This is a genomic window from Sphingopyxis sp. H073 (assembly GCF_001468395.1).
GTDB lineage: Bacteria > Pseudomonadota > Alphaproteobacteria > Sphingomonadales > Sphingomonadaceae > Sphingopyxis.
Genome location: NZ_LNSG01000009.1, coordinates 71,560 through 93,971, shown reverse-complemented (window position 1 = coordinate 93,971; position 22,412 = coordinate 71,560). Strand labels below are relative to the sequence as shown.

The 22,412-nt window shown below is 63.9% G+C and carries 21 protein-coding genes; 13 read left to right on the top strand and 8 right to left on the bottom strand.

Translation table 11 applies throughout. The features are described from left to right. Positions 1 to 10: 10 nt before the first annotated feature. The gene (locus tag ATE64_RS16555) at positions 11 to 1,732 is read right to left on the bottom strand and encodes a DUF885 domain-containing protein (RefSeq protein WP_058455815.1); all 1,722 of its coding nucleotides are present in this window, start codon (positions 1,730 to 1,732) and stop codon (positions 11 to 13) included. Positions 1,733 to 1,859: 127 nt separating this feature from the next. Between ATE64_RS16555 and ATE64_RS16550 the strand changes: the two genes are divergently transcribed. The 4 genes from ATE64_RS16550 (at position 1,860) to ATE64_RS16535 (ending at position 6,072) form a co-directional block, all read left to right on the top strand. Further along, positions 1,860 to 3,170: an MFS transporter gene (locus tag ATE64_RS16550; RefSeq protein WP_082657761.1), complete on the top strand. Its 1,311-nt coding sequence runs from the start codon at positions 1,860 to 1,862 to the stop codon at positions 3,168 to 3,170. A 152-nt stretch (positions 3,171 to 3,322) separates the two neighbouring features. Beyond that, on the top strand, positions 3,323 to 3,991 hold the full coding sequence (locus ATE64_RS16545) for an alpha/beta fold hydrolase (RefSeq protein ID WP_058455814.1): 669 nt from the start codon (positions 3,323 to 3,325) through the stop codon (positions 3,989 to 3,991). Beyond that, entirely contained in the window at positions 3,988 to 4,908 is a 921-nt protein-coding gene (gene cysK, locus ATE64_RS16540) for a cysteine synthase A (RefSeq protein WP_058455813.1), read from the top strand. Before ATE64_RS16545 ends, cysK begins: the two co-directional genes overlap by 4 nt. Positions 4,909 to 4,941: 33 nt before the next feature. After that, positions 4,942 to 6,072 carry a cell wall hydrolase gene (locus tag ATE64_RS16535; RefSeq protein ID WP_231729145.1) on the top strand — a complete coding sequence of 377 codons (1,131 nt, stop codon included), beginning with the start codon at positions 4,942 to 4,944 and terminating at the stop codon, positions 6,070 to 6,072. A gap of 49 nt (positions 6,073 to 6,121) precedes the next feature. On the opposite strand, the gene ATE64_RS16530 is transcribed toward ATE64_RS16535, so the two are convergent. Further along, positions 6,122 to 6,859 (bottom strand): glutathione S-transferase C-terminal domain-containing protein, encoded by a 738-nt coding sequence (locus ATE64_RS16530; RefSeq protein ID WP_058455811.1) that lies wholly within the window; start codon positions 6,857 to 6,859, stop codon positions 6,122 to 6,124. Between the two features lie 91 nt (positions 6,860 to 6,950). Here ATE64_RS16530 and ATE64_RS16525 point away from each other — a divergent pair, with 91 nt between their 5' ends. After that, positions 6,951 to 7,661: a YafY family protein gene (locus tag ATE64_RS16525; RefSeq protein ID WP_058455810.1), complete on the top strand. Its 711-nt coding sequence runs from the start codon at positions 6,951 to 6,953 to the stop codon at positions 7,659 to 7,661. Here the strand turns inward: ATE64_RS16525 and ATE64_RS16520 are convergent. The 5 genes from ATE64_RS16520 to ATE64_RS16500 all read right to left on the bottom strand — a co-directional run bounded on the left by ATE64_RS16520 (position 7,658) and on the right by ATE64_RS16500 (position 13,399). Then, entirely contained in the window at positions 7,658 to 8,791 is a 1,134-nt protein-coding gene (locus ATE64_RS16520; protein ID WP_058455809.1) for a zinc-binding dehydrogenase, read from the bottom strand. The two genes, ATE64_RS16525 and ATE64_RS16520, sit on opposite strands and share 4 nt — an antisense overlap. A 76-nt stretch (positions 8,792 to 8,867) precedes the next feature. Further along, positions 8,868 to 9,617 (bottom strand): 3'(2'),5'-bisphosphate nucleotidase CysQ, encoded by a 750-nt coding sequence (locus tag ATE64_RS16515; RefSeq protein ID WP_058455808.1) that lies wholly within the window; start codon positions 9,615 to 9,617, stop codon positions 8,868 to 8,870. Between the two features lie 3 nt (positions 9,618 to 9,620). After that, the gene (gene cysN, locus ATE64_RS16510; protein ID WP_058455807.1) at positions 9,621 to 11,522 is read right to left on the bottom strand and encodes a sulfate adenylyltransferase subunit CysN; all 1,902 of its coding nucleotides are present in this window, start codon (positions 11,520 to 11,522) and stop codon (positions 9,621 to 9,623) included. Then, complete coding sequence (gene cysD, locus ATE64_RS16505; RefSeq protein ID WP_269433225.1) at positions 11,522 to 12,469, bottom strand: sulfate adenylyltransferase subunit CysD; 948 nt, start codon at positions 12,467 to 12,469, stop codon at positions 11,522 to 11,524. Before cysD ends, cysN begins: the two co-directional genes overlap by 1 nt. A 33-nt stretch (positions 12,470 to 12,502) precedes the next feature. Then, entirely contained in the window at positions 12,503 to 13,399 is an 897-nt protein-coding gene (locus ATE64_RS16500) for a LysR family transcriptional regulator (protein ID WP_058455805.1), read from the bottom strand. 100 nt (positions 13,400 to 13,499) lie between these two features. On the opposite strand from ATE64_RS16500, the gene ATE64_RS16495 reads away from it, so the two are divergent. From ATE64_RS16495 to ATE64_RS16480, 4 genes are read left to right on the top strand one after another with little or no spacing between them, the layout of a single operon-like run. Beyond that, positions 13,500 to 14,669, top strand: a complete 1,170-nt coding sequence (locus ATE64_RS16495; RefSeq protein WP_058455905.1) for an isovaleryl-CoA dehydrogenase — start codon at positions 13,500 to 13,502, stop codon at positions 14,667 to 14,669. After that, positions 14,666 to 15,016, top strand: a complete 351-nt coding sequence (locus tag ATE64_RS16490; protein ID WP_058455804.1) for a hypothetical protein — start codon at positions 14,666 to 14,668, stop codon at positions 15,014 to 15,016. Before ATE64_RS16495 ends, ATE64_RS16490 begins: the two co-directional genes overlap by 4 nt. A 1-nt stretch (position 15,017) precedes the next feature. Continuing rightward, the gene (locus tag ATE64_RS16485) at positions 15,018 to 15,431 is read left to right on the top strand and encodes a VOC family protein (protein ID WP_058455803.1); all 414 of its coding nucleotides are present in this window, start codon (positions 15,018 to 15,020) and stop codon (positions 15,429 to 15,431) included. Then, entirely contained in the window at positions 15,428 to 15,706 is a 279-nt protein-coding gene (locus ATE64_RS16480; protein WP_058455802.1) for a hypothetical protein, read from the top strand. Before ATE64_RS16485 ends, ATE64_RS16480 begins: the two co-directional genes overlap by 4 nt. 17 nt (positions 15,707 to 15,723) lie before the next feature. Here the strand turns inward: ATE64_RS16480 and ATE64_RS16475 are convergent, their stop codons facing one another. After that, positions 15,724 to 17,808 (bottom strand): M13 family metallopeptidase, encoded by a 2,085-nt coding sequence (locus tag ATE64_RS16475; RefSeq protein ID WP_058455801.1) that lies wholly within the window; start codon positions 17,806 to 17,808, stop codon positions 15,724 to 15,726. 146 nt (positions 17,809 to 17,954) lie between these two features. On the opposite strand from ATE64_RS16475, the gene ATE64_RS16470 reads away from it, so the two are divergent. From ATE64_RS16470 to ATE64_RS16460, 4 genes are all read left to right on the top strand, one after another. Further along, positions 17,955 to 19,553 (top strand): carboxyl transferase domain-containing protein, encoded by a 1,599-nt coding sequence (locus ATE64_RS16470; RefSeq protein WP_058455800.1) that lies wholly within the window; start codon positions 17,955 to 17,957, stop codon positions 19,551 to 19,553. Between the two features lie 79 nt (positions 19,554 to 19,632). Next, entirely contained in the window at positions 19,633 to 20,079 is a 447-nt protein-coding gene (locus ATE64_RS21280; protein WP_082657759.1) for a DUF559 domain-containing protein, read from the top strand. Further along, positions 20,076 to 21,956 carry an acetyl/propionyl/methylcrotonyl-CoA carboxylase subunit alpha gene (locus tag ATE64_RS16465; RefSeq protein WP_058455799.1) on the top strand — a complete coding sequence of 627 codons (1,881 nt, stop codon included), beginning with the start codon at positions 20,076 to 20,078 and terminating at the stop codon, positions 21,954 to 21,956. The genes ATE64_RS21280 and ATE64_RS16465 overlap by 4 nt, the downstream gene beginning before the upstream one ends. Continuing rightward, positions 21,953 to 22,411 (top strand): GNAT family N-acetyltransferase, encoded by a 459-nt coding sequence (locus tag ATE64_RS16460; protein WP_058455798.1) that lies wholly within the window; start codon positions 21,953 to 21,955, stop codon positions 22,409 to 22,411. The genes ATE64_RS16465 and ATE64_RS16460 overlap by 4 nt, the downstream gene beginning before the upstream one ends. Position 22,412 lies beyond the last annotated feature (1 nt).

Below are 22,412 nucleotides of genomic sequence, written 5' to 3'. Positions count from 1 at the left end.
TTCGCCAGCCTCAGAAGACCGCCTTCGGCGTATCCTCCTTCATCATCGCCGCGCGCACCATCGGGATCGGCGGGCCGCCATAGGACAGGAATTCATCGTGAAAGGCTTTCCACTTCGTCCTGTCGCCTTTCGTCCAGTCGTCGCGGAGCTTGCGGATCATCAGCTTACCCATGGTGTAGTTGAGGTAGAGCGGATCGTAGGTGCCGCGCGCCGCCTGCTGCTTCGCGTTGCCGTCATCCTGATAGCATTGCTCCTTGAACAGCTTTTCGCTGTCGGCGACAGTCATGCCCTTGGTGTGCAACCCGATCGCCGAGAGATAGCGGCAATCGCGGAGCAGCGCGTTCGAGAGCTGGCCGATGTGCGTTTCCGGGTCGCCGTTGCCGAGCCCTGCCTCCCACATCATCTCCTCGGTATAATGCGCCCAGCCTTCGGCGAAGGCGTAGCCGACGAACAGTTTGCCGAAGATGCTTTCCGCGCGGTTCGAGTGCAGGAAGTTCAGGAAATGCCCCGGCCACACCTCGTGCACCGAGGTGAAGAGCAGATCCTTCTTGCCGGGAACGAACGCGTCCTGCGTCGCCTTGTCCCAGCTCGGATCGGGCGGCGAGATATAATAGACCGACGGCAGGCCTTTTTCATACGGCCCCGGAATGTCGATATAGGCACTGTTCTGCCGATTGTAGGGCGGTGATTCCTCGACCTGCGCCTGTTCGGTGCCGGGGATCGAGACAAGATCCTTCTCGACGAGGAAGGCGCGCAGCGTCGGGAGCTGGCGCCGCGCTTCGGCGACCGGACCGTCGGCGGGCTTGTCCGAATTCATCTTCTTCATGCAATCGGCGATCGTCATCCCCGCCGCATAGGTCGCGCAGGCGGCTTTCAGCGCGTCCTGATTGCGCTTGAGGTCGGCTTGTCCGATGCGTTCAAGCTCATCCAGCGGCGTGTCGACCGCTTCGTTGGTCAGGATCATCTTCGCAAACTTGTCGGCGCCGATCGCATAGCCGTCCGCGGTGCCGGGTTTCGAGCCGATATAGGCGGCAAGATCCTTCATCGACGCGGCGGCCTTCGCGGCTGCGTCGTCGAACTGCTTCTGAAGTTCCGGGTCCTTGACCTCGGCGAACGCCTTCTTGGCGTCGCCGGTATAATAGTCGGCGAAGCCGCCAAAGCCTGCCGTGCCATATTTGACGAAGGTTGCGGGCAGCGGCAGCTTGATATTTGCCTTGATCTGCTCGGCCGCCGCCGGAACTTTCTGGGCATAGGCGATGAAGGCCTTCATCCGCGTCGTCGCGTCGGCATAGGGGCGCGCGATATAGACGTTGGGATCGAGCTGGCCGACATAATAGGCTGGGTTCTTGTGCGGGAAATCGGCGTCCTTCAGGAAGAAGAGCTGGCCCTGCGCCACGTGGACAAGGTAATCGCGTTCGAACTTTTCCGCATCTGTCATGTCGCCGTCGAACGCCTTGGCATCGGCGATCGTCTTTTCGAGGAAAGCGATCTGTTTGTTGAGCCCCTCGGGCGACCAGTCGGGGAGCTTGCCGTCGAATTCGTGCTTGCCCTGATAGACCGCGAAATTGGGGTTGAGCGGGAAATAGCCCGCGAGGAAATTGTCGCGGAACTCGGTCCAGTTCTTCGCGCCCGATCCCGATGCGGGCGCTTTTTCCGATGCGTTGCAGGCGGTCAGGACCAGCAGCGTCGCAGCCATCGCGGCGCCGCCAAAGCGGGCAAATTTACGCGTCATTCGATGATCTCCCTCAATCGATGAGCGTTTAGTGCCACCATGATCGGTCGATGACATCCGCAAATCGACGAACGGCATCGGCGCGGGCGACTGGACACCTGCGAATTCTCCGATAGGGCGGCGGACGATGGCAACGATACTCCCTCCCGACGGCGACGAACCGGTGATGCCGGAATCGACGCCGAGAGCCGCCTCCCCGCTCAGCTTTCCCGATTACCGCTATTATTGGGCGGCGCGCTTCACCGCGGTGATGGCAACGATCGCGATGGTTGTCGTGATCGGATACCAGCTCTATGACACTGCGCGCACCGACTATGGCATGTCGATCAGGGAGGCGTCGTTCCAGCTCGGACTGCTCGGGCTCGTGCAATTCGTCCCGCTTGCGCTGCTGACGCCGGTCGCGGGTTGGGCGGCCGATCGGTTCGAGCGCCGCAGCGTCGCGATCTTCTCGAACCTGATCGACATCACGATCGCAGCAACACTCGGTTGGTTCACGTGGGCCGGCGGGCTGACGCTGCCGCTGCTGTTCGGCCTTGCTGCGCTGCATGGGGTGGCGCGCGTCTTTTCGGGCCCCGCGATGAGCGCAATCGCGCCAAATATCGTTCCGCCCGCGGTGCTGCCGCGCGCGATCGCGATGAGCAGCATCGCCTGGCAATCAGCTTCCGTTATCGGCCCCGCAGTCGGCGGCTTGATCTATGCTGCCCATCCGACGTCGGTTTATATCTTCGCAGCCATCCTCCTCGCCGTCTCGGCGTTCACAATCAGCCGCGTCCGCCCTGTGCTGCCACCGCCCGTCGAGGTGCGCCGTCATCCTCTGCGCGAGATGCTCGACGGCCTGAAGTTCGTATGGATGGAGCGCTTCCTGCTCGGTACGATCACGCTCGACCTGTTCGCGGTGATCCTGTCGGGTGCGACCGCAATGCTGCCCGTCTATGCGCGCGACATCCTGCATGTCGGCTCGGAAGGGCTCGGGCTACTGCGCGCGGCCCCCGCCTTGGGCGCGGCGGTTGTGGCGCTGGGACTCTCGTTTCGGCCGATCGAACGCAACGTCGGCGTGAAGATGCTGTGGGCAGTCGTGGTGTTCGGCCTCGCCACAGTGGCCTTCGGCCTGTCGACCAGCCTGCTGCTTTCGCTCGGCATGCTTGTCCTGCTCGGAGCCGCCGACATGTTCTCGGTCTTCGTGCGCGGGACGCTGATCCAGCTCAACACCCCCGATCATATGCGCGGCCGCGTCAGCGCAGCGTCCGGCCTTGCCATCTCAGCCTCGAACGAACTCGGCGAGATGCGCGCGGGTGCGATGGCGGCCGCGCTCGGCCCCGTCAGCGCCGTCGTCGTCGGCGGCGCCGCAGCGGTGGGCGTGACCGCGCTCTGGACTTGGCTCTTCCCCGAACTGCGCCGCGCCAAGACCTTCGAGCCTCAGTTCAAACAGGCCGGCTGACGCATTTTCGCGGCTGCCCGAAAGGACGAAATCGGCTCGTCGCAAACTGCCTTCCTTTCGCCACAAATTAATTGCCAACTAAATTAGTTGAGTTATTTCGATTGCACCCGTCACCGCGGTTCCCCTTCCCTCCTTTCGATGGAGAACCCGACATGCCCAATGCAATGATACGCCACAAAATCCTTACGATTCCGGGCCTGCACAACAGCGGTCCAACGCATTGGCAAAGCCTTTGGGAGCATAAGTTCGCCGACTGCGAGCGAGTCGATCTCGGTCGATGGTCGAACCCCGACAAAGACGAATGGGTCAAGCGTATCGACGAAGCGATAGAGGCCGAAGGCGAGCCCGTCCTTATTGCCGCACACAGCCTCGGCTGCCATGCCTTCGCCCACTGGTTTGCCGCGGCCTGCGCGCTGACGCGCACTCGCATTGCAGGGGCGCTGCTCGTCGCGCCGCCCGAACTGTCGCGTCTGCGGCGCGAAAACCGCGTCTATGGCTTCGGTGACGCGCCGAGCTTCACCTCGCGCACGCCGATGATCGTGGTCGCGAGCGACAACGATCCTTATGCGAAGACGCCGCATGTCTGGCGCCTGTCGCGGCAATGGGATGCGCGCTTCGTCAACGCCGGGCCGTTCGGTCACATCAACGCGGATTCGGGGATCGGCGACTGGCCTTATGGACAGTATCTGCTCGCCTCGTTACAACCCGCGCCGCTGCCCGCCCTGGCTGACGAGACCAAGTGGCTGCGCGCCGGGGACTGGCCGAACCGGGTCCGTCTCGACCCGCTGTTCGAGTATAAAGAAAGAGCGCACCGATCATGAAAGCCAATTCGATCCTCGAGACCATCGGGAACACCCCGCACATCCGCGTGGCCAAGCTGTTCCCCGACGCCGAAGTCTGGGTAAAATCGGAACGCAGCAACCCCGGCGGGTCGATCAAGGATCGTATTGGTCTCGCCATGATCGAGGCCGCCGAACGCGACGGCAGCCTGAAAGAAGGCGGCACCATCGTCGAGCCGACGTCGGGGAACACCGGCATCGGCCTGGCGATGGCAGCGGCGGTCAAGGGCTACAAGCTCGTCCTCGTCATGCCCGAGAGCATGTCGCTGGAGCGCCGCCGGCTGATGCTCGCCTATGGCGCGACCTTCGACCTGACCCCGCGCGAAAAGGGCATGAAGGGCGCGATCGAGCGCGCGATCGAGCTCGTCGAGACGACGCCCGGCGCCTGGATGCCGCAGCAATTCGAGAATGAAGCGAATATCGACGTTCACGTCCGCACGACGGGCCCAGAAATCCTCGCCGATTTCAAGGAGACGCCGATCGACGTGCTGATCACCGGCGTCGGTACCGGCGGCCATATCACCGGCACCGCGCAATTCCTGAAACAGCACTGGCCGAACCTGAAGGTCTTCGCGGTCGAGCCCGAGGCTTCGCCGGTCATTTCGGGCGGCCAGCCTGCCCCGCACCCCATCCAGGGCATCGGCGCCGGCTTCATCCCGCGCAACCTGCACACCGATCTGCTCGACGGCGTGATCAAGGTCGACGCCGCGGCCGCGAAGGATTTCGCGCGCCGCGCTGCGACCGAGGAGGGGATGCTCGTCGGCATCTCGTCGGGCGCGACGCTCGCTGCCATCCAGCAGAAGCTCGCAGAACTGCCCCCCGGTACACGCGTTCTCGGCTTCAACTACGACACCGGCGAGCGCTATCTGTCGGTTCCCGATTTCCTGCCCGAAATCTGACATCCTCTGATGCGCGCTGAAGGCGAACAGGCGATGCCCCTGCGGCGCGACTGGACGGGCTGGTTGTTCGTCCTGATGATGGTCGTGGCGATCGTTACCGTCCTCTACGCGAGCAGCCACCCGGGGGCGGGCAAGCATGGCGCACGCCCGCATCCGGTCGCACCGCCCGCCGACGTCGTTCCTGAGGTGGCGCCGGTCGAATTGGCGCCGGTCACCGTGGCCGACGCCAAGGCGCAGAACGCCGAAATCCCTCTCATCACCAAGGGCTTCGTTGCCGCGCGCCCTTTCATCTACGCCGGTAGCGGCGACGGCCGCGCCCGCGCGCGCGACTGCCTTGCCGCGGCGATGCTCTATGAGGCCGGCGATGATGCGAAGGGCCAGCAGGCCGTCGGCCAGGTCGTCATCAACCGCGCGCGCCATCCTGCCTTTCCCAAGTCGATCTGCGGCGTCGTGTTCCAGGGATCGGAACGCACGACAGGCTGCCAGTTTACCTTCACCTGTGACGGCGCGCTGAGTCGGCGTTATTCGGATGCTGCCTGGGCGCGCGCGCAGGCAAATGCGGAGATGATGCTGTCGGGGACGACCTATCCCAAGGTCGGGCTCGCGACGCATTATCACACCGACTGGGTGCGCCCCTATTGGAGCGACAGCCTGGAGAAGATCGCGATCGTCGATACGCACCTCTTCTTCCGCTGGCCGGGCTTCTGGGGCACATCCGGCGCGTTTCGCGGTCTGGTGTCGGGCAACGACGCCGGAATCGCCAAGATGGCTGCGCTGTCGCCCGCGCACGCGCTGGCGATCGGAACGCTGCCGCCGGTGGAACTGGCCGGCGTCGATGCCAACGCTGCCGTCGGCGAGGCCAAGCTCGTCCCCGGCGCGGGCGAGAAGGCCGGACGCGACACCATCTATGTTTCGCTCGACCGCCGCGCGACGCCCGAGAGCTTTGTGACCACCGCGCTTAGGCTCTGCGGCGAGAAGCCCTATTGCAAATTCATGGGCTGGACCAACCCGATGCTGAAGCCCGACAGCGACGCAATGAGCGACATGCAGCGATCGGCAATGACCTTTTCCTACCTCCGCGACGACAAGGCAGGGTTCGAGAAGGCGCTGTGGAATTGCAGCGAGTACAAGCGCGACGACACGCGCCAGTGCATGAAGCGCTGATGGCGCGAAACGAACGGTCGCGGGCTCGGCACGCGACCGTTCGTTTCCCTCAAGCGGCTTCGGCCTGCGGCATCATCGAAGGCCAGCGGTCTTCGGAGAAGAAACGAGCCTCCATTCGCTTGAAATAGGCGCCGAGATTGCTGTGCGCCGCAACCAGACTCTTGAGTTCGGTGTCGAAGATCGGCGCCGTGCAGGCCGACAGCGCGCCATAGGCGATGCCGTCGATGGCCGTCGGATAGTCGGCGAGGAAAAACGCCTTGTCGCCGAGCAAGGCGGCCGCCGCGTCGATGTCGCGCCGCGCAAGCTGCATCCGCTCGGCGCGGCTGTGGCGCCCGATCCCGCTGATCTCGTATCCGGCGCGGACCCGCTCGCGCGTTTCGGCGATGACAGCGGCGCGCACCGGTTCGGGAACCGCGCCGAAGAAGGCGGCCGGGCCGCGCTCGAAATTGTCGCCTTCGAGCCAGCGTTCGTGACCGACGATCGCGGTCAGCCGATCCTCGAACATTCGTTCGGCGGCAGCTGCGATCGCCCTTTGCTCCGGGCTCAGTCCATGATCGAGGTCGGCACCCAGCTTAGCTTCGAAATGCAGGCGAATGAACGTGGAATCCTCGATGATGCGTCCTTCGTCTTCCACATAGGGCGCCTTGTGTTTGGCCACGCTATCCAGATCGGCGATCGCACGATCGAACGGCATGCCGAACATCTGAAGGTGGATGTCGGCCTTCATCACAAAGGGGCTGGGGCTCTGGCAGCCGAACATCGGCCCCCATCCGAATAGCGTCGTCATGGCTCGTCTCCTGCTTTTCAAAAGGACATCGCGTCTATATCGAATGACTACTGACAGCATGATGTCAGCATAGGTTCGGCAGGATCGCCGCATGCGACGGACGGAACGACTTTTCGGCATCATCCAGACGCTGCGCACCGCGCGGCGCCCTGTGGCGGGCCATTTGCTGGCGAAACAATTCGAAGTGTCGCTGCGCACTCTCTACCGCGACATGGCCGAACTATTGGCGCAGCGCGTCCCGATCCGCGGTGAGGCCGGCACCGGCTATGTCATCGACAGCGAGTTCGACATGCCGCCGCTGATGCTGACGGTCGACGAGCTCGAAGCCGCCGCGCTTGGCGCGGCGTGGGTCGCGCAGCGCGGAGACGAAGCGCTCGCCCGCGGCGCCCGCGATCTGGTCGCCAAGCTGTCAGCCGCCGTCCCCGACCATCTTCGCACTGCGATCATCGACCCCGCGATTGCGCCCTTCCCGATCCGTGACGGCCATCAGGACGGCCACGACGTGTCGGTCGTGCGCGCGGCGATCCGCGATCGGCGCAAGCTGGCGATCGCCTACGCCGACGTCGAAGGTCGTGCCACCGAACGCGTGCTTTGGCCGATCGTCATCGGCTATCAGGACGAGGTGCGCCTTCTCGCCGCGCACTGCGAATTGCGCGGGACATTCCGCCATTTCAGGACAGACCGGATGCAACGCGTCGAGCGGCTCGACGAGCGTATCCCCGAGCCCTTCGCACGGCTGCGCTCGCGATGGGAGGCGCACCAGCGCCGACGCCGTCACGAGTGCGCCGACGACAGGACTTAAGGCCGGATCAGATATTTCTCGCCGGTGCGCTTCGCATTATAAGCCTGCGCCGTATCGACATCGAGCGCATCGGTCAGCGAGATTTCGTGGCTGTAATGACTTTTGAAGGTCGTCGTCAGCTCGTCGACGACGCGCTTCCGCATCCGCCCCACCGTTTCCATCCCTGCCTTCGCCATGAACGGCGTGAGCAGGAAGCCGCCAAGCCCCCAGGTCAGGCCGAAACTGCGCGCCGAGAAGGTCGTCGGCGACAGGTCGAGCGCGCCATAGATATAGACCTGCTTGAACGTGTCCGAACCATAGCGGCTGTAGGTCGTCATCTTGCGCACCGCCGCAGCTTCCATAGCGGTCAGTATCTGCCCCGCCAGCTTGCCGCCGCCGGTCGCGTCGAAACCGATCGTGGCGCCGGTCTCGGCGATCGCATCGACGAGGCGATCCATGAAGTCGTCGGCGCTGCTGTTGACGACATGCTGCGCGCCGATGCCTTTGAGAATGTCGACCTGGGCATCGCTGCGCACGATGTTGACGAGCGGAATGCCGTCCTTCGCGCAAATCTTGACGAGCATCTGGCCGAGGTTCGACGCCGCGGCGGTATGGACGATCGCGCTGTGGTTCTCCATCCGCATCGTTTCGGTGAAGGCCAGGCTGGTAAGCGGATTGACGAAGCAGGAGGCGCCGTCGACCGGGTCGGTGCCGTCGGGCAGCGGCATCGTCATCTGAACGGGAAGGCAGCGATATTCGGCGTACATCTCGCCGCCGAGCAGCGCGACGGTCTTGCCGACGAGTGCCTGCGCTTCGGGCGAGTCGCCGGCCTTGACCACGACGCCGCAGCCTTCGTTGCCGATCGCCAGCGCATCGCCGATGCGCCCGCCCATCGCACGCATTCCCGCGGGCGGGACGTCGGCGGTGATCATCGGGAGGCCATCGCGCTCACCCGCGCGCGCAGTCGTCATGTCGGCGCCGCCGAACAGCAGGCCGAGGTCGGACGGGTTGATCGGCGTGGCGAGCACCTTCACCAGCACCTCGTGCGGCTTGGGCTCGGGCATCGGGCGGCGCTCGAAATAGACCTCGAGCTGCCCTCCGGGCTTCACCAGGGTCAGCATGACGGTGTTGGTGGTGGGCAAATCGGTCATCGCGCATCTCCCGTTGTTCGGTTTTTCGATGCAACCGAACTAGGGCGCAGCGGCTCAACTGGCAATGCCCGGCAGGTCAACCCGGCGAATATTCCGCGGCGAACCGCAGTACTTCCTCGGCCAGTTCTTGCCGGCAGATCAGCAGGTCGGGGAGATACGGGTTCGCACAATTATAGAAGAGCGGCGAACCGTCGGCGCGGCTGACGTGAAGACCAGCGGCGATGGCGACGGCCGCGGGCGCGCAATTGTCCCATTCATACTGCCCACCGGTGTGCAGGTAGATGTCGGCCTGCCCAAGCACGACCGCCATGGCCTTCGCTCCCGCCGATCCCATAGCGAGCAGCTCGGCGCCCATCTTCTCCGCGACATAGACGGCTTCTGCGGCGGGCCGGGTGCGGCTGACCAGCATCCTGAGCGGAACATTGACGGGCGCGAGCGGCTTCGGCGATCCCGAGGTTAGCGTCAGACCGAAACCGGGCAACGCTACTGCGCCCACCGTCGGTACTCCGTCGACCGCGAGCGCGACATGCACCGCCCAGTCGCTGCGCCCTTCGCTATATTCGCGCGTGCCATCAAGCGGGTCGACGATCCACGCGCGGCTGACGCCGCAGCGCGCAACATTATCCTTCTCTTCCTCGGACAGGATCGCGTCGTCGGGGCGCGCGGCGCGGAGTTCGTCCATCAGCATGGCGTTCGCCCGAGCGTCGCCGACCTTGCCGAGCGCGCTGTCGACGAACTCGCCAGACGCCTGAAGGTCGAGCAAGATCCCACCCGCGGCATTCGCGAGCCGTTCGGCCAGCTGTTCGTCCGTTTCCCCCACAATCATACTCTATCCCAGCAAGCGATCGATGATCATGGTTGCAGCTTCATCCGGAGTCATCGTGGTCGTATCGATCCGGATTTCGGGCTGCTCGGGTGCCTCATAAGGGCTGTCGATCCCGGTGAAATTCTTGAGCTGTCCGGCGCGCGCCTTTTTGTAGAGGCCCTTCACGTCGCGCTTCTCGGCTTCGGCGAGCGGCGTGTCGATGAAGATTTCGAGGAACTCGCCTTCGGGAAGCATCGAGCGCACCATGTCGCGCTCGGCCTTGAACGGGCTGATGAACGCGGTGATGACGATGAGCCCCGCGTCGGTCATCAGCTTCGCCACCTCTCCGACGCGGCGGATATTCTCGATCCGGTCGGCCTCTGTGAAGCCGAGGTCGCGGTTGAGGCCGTGGCGGACATTGTCGCCGTCGAGCAGGAAGCTGTGGCGGTTCATCCGGTGCAGCTTCTTCTCGACGAGGTTGGCGATTGTCGACTTGCCCGAACCCGAGAGGCCGGTGAACCAGAGCAAGGCGGGCTTCTGGTTCTTTAGGTCCGCGCGCATCTCGCGGCTGATGTCGGTCGCCTGCCAATGGACATTCTGCGCGCGGCGAAGGCTGAAGTGCAGCATCCCCGCCGCGACGGTAGCGTTGGTGAGCTTGTCGATAAGGATGAAGCCGCCGAGCGTATGGTTGTCCGCATAAGCTTCGAAAACGATCGGCTTGTCGGTCGACAGTTCGACGACGCCGATGCCGTTGAGGTCGAGCGTCTTTGCCGCGAGATGGTCGAGCGTGTTGACGTTGATCTCGTACTTCGGCTGCTGGATAGTCGCCGAGACCGTCTGCGTCGCAAGCTTCAGCCAATAGGCACGGCCCGCGATCATCGCCTCGTCGGCCATCCAGACGAGCGTCGCCTCGAACTGGTCGGCCGCTTCGGGCGGATTATCGGCTGCCGCGATCACATCGCCGCGCGAGCAGTCGACCTCGTCCGCGAACGTCAGTGTTACGGACTGGCCGGAGACGGCTTCGCCAAGATCGCCGTCGAGCGTGACGATGCGGTCGATGGTCGTGGTCTTGCCGCTGGGCAGAATGCGCACCGAATCGCCGGGCTTGACCGTCCCGCTCGCGAGCTGGCCCGAGAAGCCGCGGAAATCGAGGTTCGGGCGGTTGACCCATTGCACCGGCATACGGAACGGCTTTGCGCCGTCGGCGGCCTCGCCAACCTCGACCGTCTCAAGATGCTCGATCAGCGCCGGGCCCTTGAACCAGGGCGTATTGGCCGAAAGCGCCGTGATATTGTCACCCTTGAACCCCGAGATCGGGATCGCTGTGAAATGGGTGATCCCGATCTCGCTCGCGAACGCGCGGTAGGCGAGCGTGATGCGATCGAAGACGGCCTTGTCGTACCCCACAAGGTCCATCTTGTTCACCGCCAGCACGATGTGCCGGATACCGAGCAGGTGCGCGAGGAAGCTGTGCCGCCGCGTCTGCGTCAGCACGCCCTTGCGCGCATCGATCAGGATGACGGCAAGGTCAGCGGTCGAGGCGCCCGTGACCATGTTGCGCGTATACTGCTCGTGCCCCGGCGTGTCGGCGACTATGAACTTGCGCTTCTCGGTCGTGAAAAAGCGGTAGGCGACGTCGATCGTGATTCCCTGCTCGCGCTCGGCGGCGAGGCCGTCGACAAGCAACGCGAAGTCAATCTCCTGCCCCTGCGTGCCGACGCGCTTGCTGTCGGCTTCGAGCGCGGCCAGCTGGTCTTCGAAGATCATCTTGCTGTCGTAGAGCAGGCGGCCGATCAAGGTCGACTTTCCGTCGTCGACCGACCCGCAGGTGATGAAGCGCAGCAACGACTTTCTTTCGTGAGCCGCGAGATAGGCGTCGATATCCTCGGCGATGAGCGCGTCGGTGACGTAAACAGGGTCGGTCATCAGAAGTACCCCTCCTGCTTTTTCTTTTCCATCGAGGCGTCACCGCCATCCTTGTCGATGATGCGGCCTTGCCGTTCGCTGGTAGTGGTCAGCAGCATTTCCTGGATCACTTCGGAAAGCGTCGTCGCCTCGCTTTCGACCGCCCCCGTCAATGGGTAGCAGCCGAGCGTGCGGAAACGGACCGAGCGTTGCACCGGCACTTCTCCATCCCCGAGCGGGAAGCGGTCATCGTCGACCATCAGCAGCAGGCCGTCGCGTGTCACCGTCGGGCGCGGCGCGGCAAAATAGAGCGGTACGATCGGGATATTCTCGCGCGCGATATATTGCCAGATGTCGAGCTCGGTCCAGTTCGAGATCGGGAAGACGCGGATGCTCTCTCCCTTGGCCTTGCGGGCGTTGTAGAGGTTCCAAAGCTCGGGCCGCTGCTTCTTTGGGTCCCAGCCGTGGGTCGCGGTACGGAAGGAAAAGATGCGCTCCTTCGCGCGGCTCTTTTCCTCGTCGCGCCGCGCGCCGCCAAAGGCCACGTCGAAGTCGTGGAGGTCGAGCGCCTGCTTCAACCCCTCGGTCTTCCACATGTCGGTGTGCAGCGGGCCGTGGTCGAACGGGTTGATCCCGCGCGCCTTCGCCTCGGGATTCTGATAGACGATCAGCTCCATGCCGCTTTCGGCCGCCATGCGGTCGCGCAGCTCGTACATCGCCCGGAACTTCCACGTCGTGTCGACGTGCAGCAGCGGAAATGGCGGCGGCGAGGGATAGAAGGCCTTGCGCGCGAGATGCAGCATCACCGCGCTGTCCTTACCCACGGAATACAGCATCACCGGCTTCGCCGCATCGGCCATCACTTCGCGCATGATATGGATGCTCTCGGCCTCGAGCCGGTCGAGATGGGTCAGTGTATCGGTCATGCCCCGCCCTTGCCGCCCCGGCCGAGGGTGATCAAGCTGTATGGCCTTTCGGGGGGGCAAGCCAGACTTGAAAGCTCAGCCATTGACCCTGGTCTCCTGCCATCCGGCGGCGGCGCGTTGGATGGCCGGAAGAGCGCGCGAAAGACGTGGCTCCATCTTGGGCTGCGCAAACCACGCGGGATCGATGAGGAGGCCGAGTTCGCGGCGGAAGTCGTAGCCGCTGACCTTGATTGCAACAACACCGTCGATCGCCAGCGAAACGGGCGCGGTCGTGATCCCGACGCCCGCCGCGACCATGCGCAGGCACCGGTCGTCGCTGTCGCTGCGGAGCGCGAAGCGCGGGCGGACGCGGTGGCGGGTGAAGAAGCGGCTCGTCGCGTCGAGAAACTCGCACGAGCGGCGCGCAATCATCGTCTCGGGCGCCAGCTCCTCGGGCGAGACAACATCCTGCCCCGCCAATGGATGACCCGTCCCGACGAACATCGCCATAGGTTCCTCGTACAGCGAAATGACATTGGCACCGCGCTCGCCCGACCGCAGCGGGACGAGCGCCATGTTGAGACGACCGCCGTGAAGGGCTGCCCGGAGTTCGGAATCGCTGTTCTCGCCGATCTCCAACGCAAAGTCGCGCGACAGCAAGGCCGCGACGGCTTGGAGAAACTCGCCGGGCACCGAGCGGATCGTCCCGAGCCTCAGCACCGGCTTGTCGCTCTCTTCGACCCGACCGAAGCCGTCGGCGGTACGAAAGCCCCGCTCAAGGTCGCGCGCGATCGGCAGGAAGCGGCCTCCGGCTTCGGTAAGGCGGATCTGGCGGCGATTGCGGATGAAGAGCGGCGCGCCGACAAGGCGTTCGAGGTCGGCCACGCCGGTCGACAGCGCCGGCTGGGTGACCCGGATTTGCTGCGCAGCACGCGTGAAGCTGCCCGCGTCGACGACAGCGAGGAACTGGCGGATGTGCGAACGCTTTATCATAAATTTTGTTTATGCCTAAATGTGTGAAGTTTCAATTTTCATATAGAGACGCTTTGAGGCACAACCGGGCCCTGTTCCGCCCCTGACCGAAGGGATGCTCATGCGCGCCACCCCCGATTTCGATTTTGCGCTCGGCGAAACCGCCGACATGATCCGCGACACCACCGCCCGCTTCGCCGACGAACAGATCGCGCCGCTCGCCGCCAAGGCCGACGCCGACGACTGGTTCCCGCGCGACGAGCTGTGGACGCAGATGGGCGCGCTCGGGCTGCACGGAATAACCGTCGAGGAAGAATATGGCGGGCTCGGCCTCGGCTATCTCGAACATGTGATCGCGGTCGAGGAAGTCAGCCGCGCCAGCGCCGCGATCGGCTTGTCCTATGGCGCGCATTCGAATCTTTGCGTCAACCAGATCCGCCGCTGGGGCAATGCCGAGCAGAAGGCGAAATATCTGCCCAAGCTGATCAGCGGCGAACATGTCGGCAGCCTCGCGATGTCCGAAGCCGGCGCCGGCAGCGACGTCGTGTCGATGAAGCTGAAGGCCGACAGGGTCCAGGGCGGCTATGTCCTCAACGGCACGAAGTTCTGGATCACCAATGCGACCTATGCGGACACGCTGGTCGTCTATGCAAAGACCAGCCCCGACGCCGGGTCTCGCGGGATCACGGCATTCCTGATCGAGAAGGATATGCCGGGGTTCAGCATCGGACAGAAGATCGACAAGGTGGGGATGCGCGGATCGCCGACCGCCGAACTGGTCTTCACCGACTGCGAGGTGAGCGAAGAACAGGTTATGGGGCCCGAAAATGGCGGCGTCGGCGTGCTGATGTCGGGGCTCGACTATGAACGCGTCGTGCTCGCGGGGCTTCAGCTCGGGATCATGCAGGCGTGCCTCGACACGGTCATACCCTATGTTCGCGAGCGCAAGCAGTTCGGTAAACCGATCGGTTCGTTCCAGCTGATGCAGGCGAAGGTCGCCGACATGTATGTCATGCTCCAGTCGGCGCGCTCCTATGTGTATAATGTCGCCAAGGCTTGCGACGCCGGACAGACGACGCGCTTCGACGCCGCGGGCGCAATCCTGCTCGCAAGTGAAAATGCGGTGAAGGTCGCGGGCGAAGCGATCCAGGCGCTCGGCGGCGCGGGGTACACGAAGGACTGGCCGGTCGAGCGTTACTGGCGCGATGCCAAGCTGCTCGACATCGGCGCGGGCACGAACGAAATCCGCCGCATGCTGATCGGCCGCGAGCTGATCGGCGCCGGGGCGTGATCTGGCTCTGGCTGTCGGCGGCCTGCATGGCGTCGACGGCCGCAGTTCACGGCTTTCTGGGCGAAAGGCGGCTGATCCGGCCGCTGATGACGCTCGATCAGGGCGTGATGGGCATCGATCTGGCGCGCAGGGTGTTCCGGCTGGCGTGGCATGCGCTGTCGGTGCTGATGCTGGTGTCGGCGGCGGCGGTCATCTGGACCGGCACACCGCGCGATCTTATTCTGCTGATTGGCGTAGCTTGGACCGCGACCGGCCTGTTCGACGCGGTCTATACGCGCGGCAAGCATATCGGCTGGCCGCTCCTGACCGCCTCAGGCATCTTCGCAGTCATCGGCGCGTTGGCTTAGTATGCGCGGCCTCGTCCATCACATCGACCTGACGGTCACCGACAAGGAGCGGTCGCGTGTCTTCTACGACGCGGTGCTTGGCTTCCTCGGCTATCGCCGCGCGGCCGATTATGACCATGGCAGCGACTGGGACCGCGAAGGCGAGCCCTTCCATTCGATCGGGATTCTGGAGGCACGCGGCGCAGGTGCGGAGCGGCCACACGATCGCTACTCTCCGGGGCTTCATCACCTTGCATGGACCGCCGAAAGCCGCGACGATGTCGATGCACTCCACGATTTGCTGCGCAGCATCGATGCGACCGTGCTCGATGCGCCTGCCGACTATCCGCGCTACGGACCTACATATTACGCCGTCTTCTTCGCCGACCCCGACGGACTGAAATTGGAGTTCGTGTTCGGGGCCACCGGCGCATGACCGACACCCTGCTCGACGCGCTGCAATATTATGGCGCAGCCGCCTCGACGCTCGCGGCGTTGCTCGTCTCGCTCAATCTCGGCGAGCGGTGGACCGGCTGGGCCTTCGTGATCTTCGTGACGAGCAGCCTTGCGCTGATCGCCTGGGGGTTCCTTCAGCCTGACAGCGAGGGGATCGGCTGGCAGAATGTTGCGCTGCTCTGCATCAATCTCGTCGGCGTTTACAGCCACCTGATCCGCAAGAAGCCCGCCAAAAGGAATGAGGGCGGAGCATGACGCCCCGCCCCTTCGGATCAGCCCCAGACTCGCACGCGTTGGTCGGGCGCGAGGTAGAGCTTGTCGCCTTCCTTGACGTCGAACGCCTTGTACCAGGCATCGAGGTTGCGGACGGTCAGCGCACGGTACATGCCCGGCGCATGGCCGTCGGTCGCGACGCGCGCGCGCAGCGCCTCGTCGCGCATCTTCGTCGCCCAGGTCTGCGCATAGGCGATGAAGAAACGCTGGTCGCCGGTGAAGCCGTCGATCACCGGCGCTTCCTGCCCGTTCAGCGACGCGCGGTAGGCATCATAGGCCGCCTGGAGCCCGGCAACGTCGGCGATATTTTCGCCCAGCGTGAGCTTGCCGTTGACGGCAAGGTCGGGGAACGGCTTGTAGTTGTCGTACTGCGCGGCCAGCGCCGCACCCGCGGCGTTGAACTTCGCAAGGTCCGCAGCGGTCCACCAATTGCGGAGCGCGCCGCTTGCGTCGAACGCGGCACCATTATTATCGAAGCTGTGGCTGATCTCGTGGCCGATGACCGCGCCGATCGCGCCGTAATTATAGGCCGGATCGGCCTTGGCATTGAAGAAGGGGGGCTGCAGGATCGCGGCGGGGAAATTGAGCGCATTCTGGACCGGCAGGTTCACCGCATTGACCGTCTGTGGCACCATCCACCATTCGCCCTTGTCGAGCGGCTTGCCGATCTTGGCGAGCTGGTGCGCATATTCGGCCTTCTCGCCCGCAACCATGTTCGCATAGGCGTCGGTCGCGCTGACCGTGTAGCGGCCATAGTCGCGCCAGGTTTCGGGATAGCCGACACCGACGACGATCGTTTCGACCTTCTTGATCGCTTCCTTTTTGGTTTCGGGCGCCATCCAGTCGATCGTCTCGACACGCTTCGCGAACGCGGCCTTGATCCCCTTCACCATGTCGCCGACCTCGGCCTTCGCAGGCGCCGGGAAATATTTCTCGGCATAGACGCGGCCGACCGCGTCGCCGAGATAGATGTTCAGCGCGTCGAGCGCGCGCTTGTCGCGGCTGCGCTGCTCCGGCGTGCCCGCAAGCGCCGTCCCGTAAAAGGCGAAATGCGCCTTATCGAGCGCCGACGGCAGGACGTCGGTGTGCGAGTTAATCTGGTGGAACGCCAGCCAGTCCTTCCACGTATCGAGTGGCTCAGACGCCACAAGCGCCGACAGGCCGGTGATCGCGCGGGCATGGTAGGCGCCGAATTTCGGCGCATTGCCAAGGCCGGCGGCGGCGAAATAGGCATCCCAGTCGAGCCCCGGCGCCTTCTTCGCGAAATCGGCCTTCGTCCAGACGCCCGCCGACTTCGCGAAATCTTCGCTATCGGCGCGGTTGGCGTGCGCCTTTGCGATCTTGGCCTCGAGGTCGTAGATGCGTTTCGCCTTCGCCTCGGCGTCGCTCTGCCCCGCCGCGGTCAGCAGCTTGGCGATATAGGCCTGATATTGCGTGCGCAGCGCGGCCATTTTGGGGTCGGCCGACAAATAATATTCGCGCTCGGGCATACCGAGGCCGCCCTGCAGGACATAGGGAATGACCGCGCCCGGCGTCGCGAGACCCTGCGTCACGAAAATGCCGAACAGATTTTCGGTTTCGAAGTCGGTGGCGTTGAGCGGGTCGACGTCGGCGCGCGTCTGTTCGCCCAGCACTTTCGCCAGCCCCGCCTTGTCGGTGATCGCCGCAAAGCGGGCGAGATCGGCTTCGACCGGCTTCATGCCCGCTGCGTCGATCGCCTTGGTGTTGGTGTAGGCCTTGTAGAAAGCGGCGATGCGGCCGTCGTCGGTCGTGGGGTCGCCGCCGCTCTTGACGATCGCGTCGACCAGTTCGCGGGTGCGCTTCTCGGTTTCGAGGAACGCGATGTAGAAAGCGCCGGTGGACGAGCGATCAGCCGGGATTTCGGTCGTTTTCTGCCAGTTGCCATTGGCATAGGCGTAGAAGTCGTCGCCCGGTTTGACGCTGGTATCCATCGCAGCCTTGCTGATGCCAAGCTCGGTCCCGACGGTGTAGGCGGCGCTTTCCTTGTCGCCCTTCGAACAGGCGACGGGCCCCGCGACGATCGCGGCGGTCGAGAGCAAAATGGCAAAGACGGTTTTTTTCATAGGACTAACCTTGTTTTTCAGGGGGCGCGCGGCGGGCATAGGCCTGCGGCCAGATGGTTTCAATGCCAACCATTTTCGGCCTGTGGTGCTTGTTCGTCGACGAGCGGCAGGATAATCCGACCCGCCCACAAAGGAGAGATTGCGACGTGAGCGCACCAATATTGGGAACCATGATAAACCCCGACAGCGATGGCTTTCGCGCCAATGCCGCGCACAATCGGGCGCTGCGCGACGAGCTCTATGCCCGCGTCGCCAAGGCGGCGCTTGGCGGCAATGAAAAGTCGCGCGAGCGGCACACGAGCCGCGGCAAGCTGTTGCCGCGCGAGCGCGTCGAGCGGCTGCTCGATCCGGGCTCGCCCTTTCTCGAGATCGGACAGCTTGCGGCGTGCGACATGTATGAGGGCGAGGTGCCGGGCGCCGGGATGATCGCCGGCATCGGCCGCGTATCGGGGCGGCAGATGATGATCGTCTGCAACGACGCGACCGTGAAGGGCGGCACCTATTATCCGATGACGGTGAAGAAGCATCTCCGCGCGCAGGAAATTGCCGAGACGAACCGCCTGCCCTGCATCTACCTCGTCGACAGCGGCGGTGCGAACCTGCCGCATCAGGATCAGGTCTTTCCCGACCGCGATCACTTCGGGCGCATCTTCTTCAATCAGGCGAATATGTCGGCGAAGCGGATCCCGCAGATCGCGTGCGTGATGGGAAGCTGCACCGCAGGCGGTGCTTATGTTCCGGCGATGAGCGACGAGACGGTGATTGTGCGCAATCAGGGTACGATCTTCCTCGCCGGGCCGCCGCTGGTGAAGGCCGCGACGGGCGAGGAGATCAGCGCCGAGGATCTGGGCGGCGGCGATCTTCATGCGAAGAAGTCGGGCGTCGTCGATCATCTTGCCGAGAATGACGAACATGCGCTGACGATTGTGCGCGATATCGTCAGTCATCTGGGCGAGAACAAGGGCTTCGAGGTACCGTTGAAGGACCCGCGCCCGCCCAAATACGACGCCGAGGAGCTTTATGGGGTCGTGCCGCAGGATGTGCGCGCACCTTACGATGTGCACGAAGTGATCGCGCGCATCGTCGACGGCAGCGAGTTTCACGAATTCAAGGCGCACTATGGCAGCACGCTCGTCTGCGGCTTCGCGCATATCTGGGGCATCCCGGTCGCGATTCTTGCCAATAAGGGCGTGCTGTTTAGCGAAAGCGCGGTCAAGGGCGCGCATTTCATCGAGCTGGCGCAGCAGCGGCGCATCCCCCTGCTCTTCCTCCAGAATATCAGCGGTTTCATGGTGGGCGGCAAATATGAGGCCGAGGGCATTGCGAAACATGGCGCAAAGCTGGTGACGGCTGTGGCGACCGCGACAGTGCCGAAGATCACCGTGCTGATCGGCGGTAGCTTCGGCGCGGGCAATTACGGCATGTGCGGGCGGGCTTATAGCCCACGCTTCCTGTTCAGCTGGCCGAACAGCCGGATCAGCGTGATGGGCGGCGAGCAGGCGGCATCGGTGTTGGCGACGGTCCACCGCGACGCCGACAAATGGACGCCCGAAGAGGCCGAGGCCTTCAAGGCCCCGATCCGCCAGAAATATGAGGATGAGGGCAACCCCTATCACGCAACCGCGCGGCTGTGGGACGACGGCATCATCGACCCCGCGCAGACACGCGACGTGCTCGGACTCGCCTTCGCCGCAACGCTGAACGCCCCGGTCGAGGACCGCGGGTTTGGGGTTTTCCGGATGTGATGATGCGCGGCGGTCTTAACGCGATCCTCCCCGGCACGGGGAGGGGGACCATCCGCAGGATGGTGGAGAGGCACGTGCTGTGATCACTGGTCCGCGCGATACCCTGAAACGCGCCCGCAAGCTGCGAAGCGAAATGAGCCTTCCCGAAATGATGCTTTGGAAGGCCCTGCGAGCGCGGCCCGGAGGCTTCAAGTATCGGCGTCAGCATCCCGCTGGAATTTATATTTTGGACTTTTATTGCCCCGCCATTCGGCTGCCAATTGAGGTAGATGGTCAGGCGCACGATGGCGCTGTCGCAGGACGCGCAGATGGCTTGCGGGCCGACTTTCTGAAATCGCAGCACATCGCGACCCTGCGTATTCCCGCCACTGCCGTGATGCGGGATTTGGGATCGACAGTAATCCGGATAGTCGAGATTTGTGAGGAGAGAGCAGTGAAAATCAGGCAGCGGCAAGGCAAATCGCCTGTGCCCCTCCACCATCCTGCGGATGGTCCCCCTCCCCGTACCGGGGAGGATCGCGCATGATCAACTCCCTCCTCATCGCCAATCGCGGCGAAATCGCTTGCCGCATCATCCGCACCGCGCGCGAGATGGGCATTCGGACTGTGGCGGTCTATTCGGACGCCGACGCCAAGGCGCTGCATGTGCGCGAGGCCGACGAGGCCGTGCATATCGGGCCGTCGCCAGCGCGTGAGAGCTATCTGATCGGCGAGAAGATCATTGCCGCTGCCCAAGCGACCGGAGCCGAGGCGATTCATCCGGGTTATGGGTTCCTGTCCGAGAATGCCGAGTTTGCGCAGGCGGTCGCCGATGCAGGGCTTATATGGGTCGGGCCGAAGCCTTCGTCGATCACCGCGATGGGCCTGAAGGACGCCGCCAAGAAGCTGATGGCCGAGGCGGGTGTGCCGGTGACGCCGGGCTATATGGGCGAAAATCAGGATCCGACCTTTCTCGCCGAACAGGCGGCGCAGATCGGCTATCCCGTGCTCATCAAGGCGGTCGCGGGCGGCGGCGGCAAGGGGATGCGAAAGGTCGATGCCGCGGCCGATTTCGCCGACGCGCTTGCATCGTGTCAGCGCGAGGCGGCGGCGTCGTTCGGCAATGATCATGTGCTGATCGAGAAATATATCCTCACTCCGCGCCATATCGAGGTGCAGGTGTTCGGCGACACCCACGGCAATGTCGTCCACCTGTTCGAACGCGACTGCTCGCTCCAGCGCCGCCATCAGAAGGTGATCGAAGAAGCCCCCGCTCCCGGCATGGACGAGGCGACGCGCGCCGACCTTTGTGCCGCCGCGGTGCGCGCGGCAAAGGCGGTCGATTATGTCGGCGCGGGGACGATCGAGTTCATCGCCGACGCGAGCGAAGGCCTTCGTGCCGACCGCATCTGGTTCATGGAAATGAACACGCGCCTGCAGGTCGAGCATCCTGTGACCGAGGAGATCACCGGGGTCGACCTCGTCGAATGGCAGTTGCGTGTCGCATCGGGCGAGCCGATCCCACTCCGCCAGGAAGATCTCGCGATCAACGGTTGGGCGATGGAAGCGCGGCTTTATGCCGAGGATCCGGCCAAAGGCTTTCTGCCCTCGATCGGCACGCTCGAGTATTTCGACCTAGGCGGATACCGCATAGATACGGGCGTCACAGTCGATGACGAAATATCGCCCTTCTACGATCCGATGATCGCGAAGCTGATCGTGCATGCCGACAACCGGCAGGAAGCCATATGGGATCTGGAGGCAGCCTGCCGAACCGCAGACGTCTGGCCGGTCCGCACGAATGCCGCATTTCTCACGAAGATCCTGAACGAACCCGATTTCGCTGCCGGGCAAATCGACACCGGCTTCATCGCCGCGCACCAGGAACGCCTGACCGATCCTCCCGAACTTTGCGAGGAGGCGTTGGATGTCGCCGTACATCTGCTGCTCGACGGGGACACAGGCATTGGTGGACTTGAAATGTCGGGCCTACGTTTGAATGCTGCTCCCGTCAGGCGGGTTCTTCTTGATATCGATGGCAACAAACGCGAGGCGATCATTCCGGACGACTGGAGCGAATATGCCAATTATATGGCCCGGGCCTATTGGGACGGCAGCAAACTGATAAAGTTCGACGAGGGCCATGCTTTCGTGACGTCGCTTTACGAGCCCCGCGGGACGGGCACTGGCGGCAGCGCTGGCGATGGCGCGATCCTATCGCCGATGCCGGGCAAGATCATCGCGGTCGATGTTGCGGCGGGCGACAAGGTCACCAAGGGGCAGAAGCTGCTGACCCTCGAGGCGATGAAGATGGAGCATAGCCTCACCGCGCCTTTCGACGGGGTGGTGGCCGAACTCAATGCAGCCGCAGGTGCACAGGTGCAGGTCGAAGCGCTGCTCGCGAAGATCGAGACGGCGGAATGAGCGACCTGATCCTCCGTGACGCGACGGCCGCAGAGCTACCGGCCATTCTTGCGATGCTCGCCGAGGATGTGATCCCGCCGGGCCGTGAAGCCGACCCGTCCGATCCACGGTACATGGACGCGTTCGCGGCGATCGATGCCGACCCCAACCAGCGGCTGATCGCGGCGGAACTCGACGGCAGAGTCGTGGGCACGATGCAGCTCAGCTTCCTGCCTGGGCTTTCCTTCATCGGAAGCTGGCGCGGGCTGATCGAGGCGGTACGGATTGCCGCCGACCTGCGCGGGCAAAAGCTCGGCGAACAGATGATCCTGTGGGCGGTCGAGCAATGCCGCGCGCGCGATTGCAAGCTGGTTCAGCTCACATCGTCAGCTACACGCACCGACGCGCACCGCTTTTACGCCCGGCTGGGCTTCGTGCAGAGCCATGTCGGCATGAAATTGCATTTGAGGGACTGAA

Bases quoted from the DNA above. Each gene is read 5' to 3' on its own strand.
- ATE64_RS16555 (WP_058455815.1), bottom strand. From the start codon at position 1,732: ATGACGCGTAAATTTGCCCGCTTTGGCGGCGCCGCGATGGCTGCGACG.
- ATE64_RS16550 (WP_082657761.1), top strand. From the start codon at position 1,860: ATGGCAACGATACTCCCTCCCGACGGCGACGAACCGGTGATGCCGGAA.
- ATE64_RS16545 (WP_058455814.1), top strand. From the start codon at position 3,323: ATGCCCAATGCAATGATACGCCACAAAATCCTTACGATTCCGGGCCTG.
- cysK (WP_058455813.1), top strand. From the start codon at position 3,988: ATGAAAGCCAATTCGATCCTCGAGACCATCGGGAACACCCCGCACATC.
- ATE64_RS16535 (WP_231729145.1), top strand. From the start codon at position 4,942: ATGCCCCTGCGGCGCGACTGGACGGGCTGGTTGTTCGTCCTGATGATG.
- ATE64_RS16530 (WP_058455811.1), bottom strand. From the start codon at position 6,859: ATGACGACGCTATTCGGATGGGGGCCGATGTTCGGCTGCCAGAGCCCC.
- ATE64_RS16525 (WP_058455810.1), top strand. From the start codon at position 6,951: ATGCGACGGACGGAACGACTTTTCGGCATCATCCAGACGCTGCGCACC.
- ATE64_RS16520 (WP_058455809.1), bottom strand. From the start codon at position 8,791: ATGACCGATTTGCCCACCACCAACACCGTCATGCTGACCCTGGTGAAG.
- ATE64_RS16515 (WP_058455808.1), bottom strand. From the start codon at position 9,617: ATGATTGTGGGGGAAACGGACGAACAGCTGGCCGAACGGCTCGCGAAT.
- cysN (WP_058455807.1), bottom strand. From the start codon at position 11,522: ATGACCGACCCTGTTTACGTCACCGACGCGCTCATCGCCGAGGATATC.
- ATE64_RS16500 (WP_058455805.1), bottom strand. From the start codon at position 13,399: ATGATAAAGCGTTCGCACATCCGCCAGTTCCTCGCTGTCGTCGACGCG.
- ATE64_RS16495 (WP_058455905.1), top strand. From the start codon at position 13,500: ATGCGCGCCACCCCCGATTTCGATTTTGCGCTCGGCGAAACCGCCGAC.
- ATE64_RS16485 (WP_058455803.1), top strand. From the start codon at position 15,018: ATGCGCGGCCTCGTCCATCACATCGACCTGACGGTCACCGACAAGGAG.
- ATE64_RS16480 (WP_058455802.1), top strand. From the start codon at position 15,428: ATGACCGACACCCTGCTCGACGCGCTGCAATATTATGGCGCAGCCGCC.
- ATE64_RS16475 (WP_058455801.1), bottom strand. From the start codon at position 17,808: ATGAAAAAAACCGTCTTTGCCATTTTGCTCTCGACCGCCGCGATCGTC.
- ATE64_RS16465 (WP_058455799.1), top strand. From the start codon at position 20,076: ATGATCAACTCCCTCCTCATCGCCAATCGCGGCGAAATCGCTTGCCGC.
- ATE64_RS16460 (WP_058455798.1), top strand. From the start codon at position 21,953: ATGAGCGACCTGATCCTCCGTGACGCGACGGCCGCAGAGCTACCGGCC.